The sequence below is a fragment of the Sphingomonas sp. 1F27F7B genome (assembly GCF_005503355.1).
Classification (GTDB): Bacteria; Pseudomonadota; Alphaproteobacteria; order Sphingomonadales; family Sphingomonadaceae; genus Sphingomonas.
The window spans coordinates 1-4,508 of sequence record NZ_SCMK01000051.1 but is presented as its reverse complement, the minus strand read 5'-3'; the positions used below and the strand labels follow the sequence as shown (position 1 = coordinate 4,508).

At 62.2% G+C, this 4,508-nt stretch carries 2 protein-coding genes and 1 pseudogene; all 3 read right to left on the bottom strand.

Features of this window, described 5'->3' with window-relative positions; all coding sequences use genetic code 11:
* Nucleotides 1-1,595, bottom strand: a pseudogene (locus tag FFS08_RS23265) (hypothetical protein); the annotation flags it as partial.
* A gap of 17 nt (nucleotides 1,596-1,612) precedes the next feature.
* A complete protein-coding gene (locus FFS08_RS23260; RefSeq protein WP_137865112.1) occupies nucleotides 1,613-3,394 on the bottom strand; it encodes a hypothetical protein in 1,782 nt (593 codons plus the stop codon).
* Between the two features lie 40 nt (nucleotides 3,395-3,434).
* Complete coding sequence (locus FFS08_RS23905; RefSeq protein ID WP_212742072.1) at nucleotides 3,435-4,049, bottom strand: Ig-like domain-containing protein; 615 nt, start codon at nucleotides 4,047-4,049, stop codon at nucleotides 3,435-3,437.
* Between the last annotated feature and the right edge of the window lie 459 nt (nucleotides 4,050-4,508).

Sequence of the window (4,508 nt, the reverse complement as noted above, 5' to 3'; positions counted from 1 at the left end):
GAGTTCGCCACCAGCCGGTTCTCGGCGTCATAGGCGTAGCTGGTAGTGCCATCCGAGATCAGGTTGCCATTGGCATCATAGCCGAAGCCGGTGCCGGCCACGCTCGCATATTGATTGAGCCCGTTCGGCGCATAGGCCCGATTGACGTTCACAAAACCCGTGAACGCATAGGCGTTATTGGACCGCGTCCTGCTGACGATCTGGCTTGCCGGATTATAGCCGAGAGACGTCGTCACATCATAGGCCGAGCCGGCCAGGTCATGGGTGATGCTCGCCGGCCGCGAGATCGCGTCATAGCCATAGGTCGAGAAGACTGCCCCGCGCCACTCGCCCCAGCGGCGCCCCTGGGCGTCCCAGTCGAAATGCAGCCGCTGGTACAGGCCGCTCTCATAGGTGTCCGCCGGCCGGTCGAGGCCGTCATAGGCATAGGTGAAGACATTGCCGTCCGGATGGGTGATCCGCGTCCGGTTGCCGTCGGCATCATATTGATAGCTCAGGCCGCGGCTCACCCCGGCCATGCTCGTGGCGCTCGACGTGATCCGTCCGAACCCGTCATAGACCTGCGTCACTGCATCCGCGCCGCTTGCGCTGTCGAACCGCGCCGCCGTCTGTAGCCCCCGCAGGTCGTAGCTGTAATAGACGCTGCGTGTTGCCGAGGGGTTCACGCTGGTGCAGGCATAGCCCGCCACGCATGCCGTCGGCACGATTTTCGACGTCATCCGGTTCAGCGCATCGAAGGTGTAGCCGAACACCCGCCCGTCGCGCTTCCGCAAGGAGGTGCGGTTGCCGTTCGCGTCATAGCCATATTCCTCGCGGTCATTGCTATTGACCGCGCCCGAAGTCGCCAGCGCATTGGCCGGAGTCGAGGGATTGTAGCCGCTCGGTGCGCTGGTCGAGGGGAATTGCCACTGCACTTGGCGGTCATGCCCGTCATAGACCAGCCGGGCCTTGTTGCCGTTCGCATCGACGACATATTCCTGCTTGCCGTTGGGGGTGAAGCTATAGGTGGCATAGGCCTGTTCAAGGCTCGACCCCAGGGCCTTGCGCACCTGCACGAGCTGGCCGCCGGCATCGTAGACGTTCTTGGTGATGCGGTCGATCGGGTTGGCTGGGTTGCTCTGGTCGCAGGCGCTCGTGGGCAAGCTGCCGAACAGCGCCGGATCCATCCGTATGGCGGTGCATTGCAGACGGCCGACGCTATCATAGCTGTATTGCGTCACCTGATAGACCGTGCCGCCCGAGGACAGGCTTTCCTTCACCTTGCGGTCCATCAGGTCATAGGCTGTGTCCACCGTCTGCTGGACGGTGAAGCCCGACCAGCTTGCCGGGACAATCGCTTCCGGCTGCCAGGAAACCAGTTCGCCTTTCTCCACCTTCACCAGGCGGCCATTGGCATCATAGGTATTGCGCACCGCCAGATGATGCAGCGGACCCGCGCCATCCGGATCGGGCGCGATCGTCCCCACCACCCGGTGCGCCAAGTCGTAGCGGGTGCCCATGGTAAAGTCCGACGGCGCCGACTGCGCCATCGCGGCAACCGGAGCGAGCAACGCGGCCGAGCCCAGCAGCCGAGCGACAATCTTCTGCATCGTCATGTCCCCCTGCCTCCGCTTCACGAACAGCTCGCCAGGCCGGCCCGCGGCTTGGTCTCGAAGATCTTGTTGGCATATTCGTCATAGCCGTAGCAGGTGCGCAGGCTCACCCCGCCCGAGCTCACCACGGCTCCCCGCAGCAGCAGATTGTCGGCCGTGCCGCTCGCGCCATATTCGTAAGCCGTGGTCGTGATCGGCGCCGCCGGATCGCAGGTCGCCGTGCTGCTCCCCGCATAGGTCTGGCACAGCGTCTCGCTCGACGGCAGCCAGATCGGCGCCCCAGATGCCACCAGCGCACCGCCCGCATTCTTCACATAGGCATAGCCCTGCACATAGCTGTACAGCTTCAGCGGACGCGCCGCCCCCGCGCTCGGCGCCGGCTGCATCTCGGAAAGCGTGCCGCCATGCGTGGCATAGGTATAGTCGGTCTGGTTGCCGCTCGGATCGACGATCATGGCGGGCTTGGCCGCGTTCTGCCGCGTGATCGTGTACGGGGCGCCGGAGAAATAATAGCCATATTGCTTGACGAGGTTCGGAAGACCGGAACCCGGCTTCGCGACCAGCGTCTCCTTGCTGATAGCTCGATAGGGGCCGTTATACTCGGCCAGATATTTGTTGCCCTCCGGATAGGTCGCCTCGACAAGATAGCTGCCCTCAGCCAGCGGCCCCCCGGGCGGGTTGTTCGAGAAGAAGTCGCTGGCGCCGGTGTAGCGATACTGCGTCGTCTGCCCGTTCGCGTCGGTGAAACTATAGGGGCTCGAACGCGTAAAGGTGCCGCCGAAGCTCTTCCCGTCAGGGTCCATCACGCCGCCGTTGATCTGCCCGTCGCTATCGATGGCTTGCCCATCATCGGTGATGATGCCCGGCTCGGCATTGGACGCGTAGGTCCACACCGTTCCGTCCGCCAGCGTCTGGCTACCGATCTGGAGCACGCTGGAATAGGTGTTGGCGATCTTGCAGTTCGCATAGCCAGACGGCTTGACGCAGGTGATGCCGCCCTGCCAGCCAGGCATGCCACCCCAGCCATAGGTCGCCGTCTGGTTCGTCACGTCGGTGAAGCTGATCAGTTGATCACCGCTATAGCCGTAGCCGGCTTTCATCGTGGCGCCGCCACAGGTGCTAGAGGCAGTGACATAGGTTCTGGACAGGTTGAAACCACAGGCTGCGGAGATGCGTCCGTTGGCGCCATAATCGAGCACGATTGCATAGCCCGACGTGTCGCTCACCAGCTTGAGTTGGCGGCTGGTGTTGTAGGAGAAGCTTTGTATCCGTCCGTCTGGGTAGGTGATGCTGGCGATGCGCTGAGAGGACGCCATCACTCCGCCTCCGGAGTCCAACGCAGGCACCGATGCCGTGAAGGTGTATATCGTGCCAGCGGCATCCGTATAGACGAAGTTGCCACCGACGATCTCTAATGTGGCGCGCCGGGAATCGAGGTTCGACTCGATCGGATTGGGCGAACCGATATCGTACATGCCGCCCTGGCTTGCGCCGAGATAGACAGTGTAGACATACCGCCCGACCGATCTGAAGCGCCTCGCAACATAGATGTCGAAATTGGTGCTGGTGTGCATTCCGAAGAACATCTTGTTCGGATCGTTCAGATAGCTGCCGATATAGAAGCGCTCGAGTTTGAGCGGTCCTATCGCGATGTCGGTCGTCGAATAGGTGAACGCCGAGTCCGCCAGGTTCACCCCGGTCGGCGTGGTCGAATAGATCTTGGGCGGGACGATCTGTGCCGTCGCGGGTACCGCGCCGAGCATCGTCGAGGCCATGAGAAGCCGCGCAACATGCATGTGCATTCTGGTCTCCATCAGGAATTCAGGGTGGAGCGGCAGGGCGCTAGACGGGCGGCTCGCCGATACAGGCATTGTTGTTGCCGGTGGCGGTCACGGTGACGATGCCGGTGGCCGTCGCGCCCAGGCTGTTCGCGATCGTGTAGGTGAAGCTCGCGGTGCCGGTATATGCCGCGCTGAACATCACCGACGTGCTGCTGACGATCGACGCATAGATCGATCCCGAAGACGGATTGATCGACACCAACGTCAAGGGAACATTGCCGTTCGGGTCATAGTCATTCGCCAGCAGGTTCACCGTCTTCGTCGTCGAGCAGACGAACGAAGTCGAATCGTTCACCGCGACCGGCGGCGTCGGTGTGGGGGTCGGAGTAGGCGTGGGCGTCGGGGTCGGCGTGGGAGTTGGCGTCGGCGTAGGCGTGGGTACCGGCGTCGCGCAGACCGGCGGCGTGCCCGTGCCGGTGAAATACTGCACCCGGTTGCCGGCTGGATCGAAGCAGGTCGCCATCGCGACCGCGCTGTTCGGCCCGCCGCTGATCGATGACCGCACCAGCCGCCCGAGTTGATCATATTGATAGCTGGTCGTCTCCTGCGCCTGTGCAGGCAACGACGCGAGACCTATCGCCAGCGTGCTCGTGCACGCCAACAAGCGAAGACGCATAAGCCCTCCCCTTGAGGGCTACTGAAATTGCGCCCTTCTCGTATCGATCAGGCCAGAGAAAATGCCCCGAATCCTGCCGATCCAAGGCAGGTTATTTCCCGCAGCCAGGCCGGTCCATAAACTGAATGAACCAAAATGGTGTAATCGCAGCGCCGCGGCTTTGATGCACCGGAGAATAGGCGAATCCATAGAACTGGCGGTGGAATCTATGCCTGCCACCTATTGTACATTCTGTTACAACGACAGCTTCTAGTCAGCTTGCACAGCATGAGCTAGCAGCCGAGAGTGGGGCATTAGCCGCTGTTCGCGTGGCGGTCATCGAATGGCAGCTATCGCTGGCATCAATCCTAGGGTCAGGACCCATTGATGTGAGAGGTGCGATCTGATTCAGGCTCCGCAAGGAGACTGACTGTGAGCAACCTGTACTGGCTGACGGACGAGCAAATGGCGCGGCTCGCG

Bases quoted from the DNA above. Each gene is read 5' to 3' on its own strand.
- FFS08_RS23260 (WP_137865112.1), bottom strand. From the start codon at position 3,394: ATGCACATGCATGTTGCGCGGCTTCTCATGGCCTCGACGATGCTCGGC.
- FFS08_RS23905 (WP_212742072.1), bottom strand. From the start codon at position 4,049: ATGCGTCTTCGCTTGTTGGCGTGCACGAGCACGCTGGCGATAGGTCTC.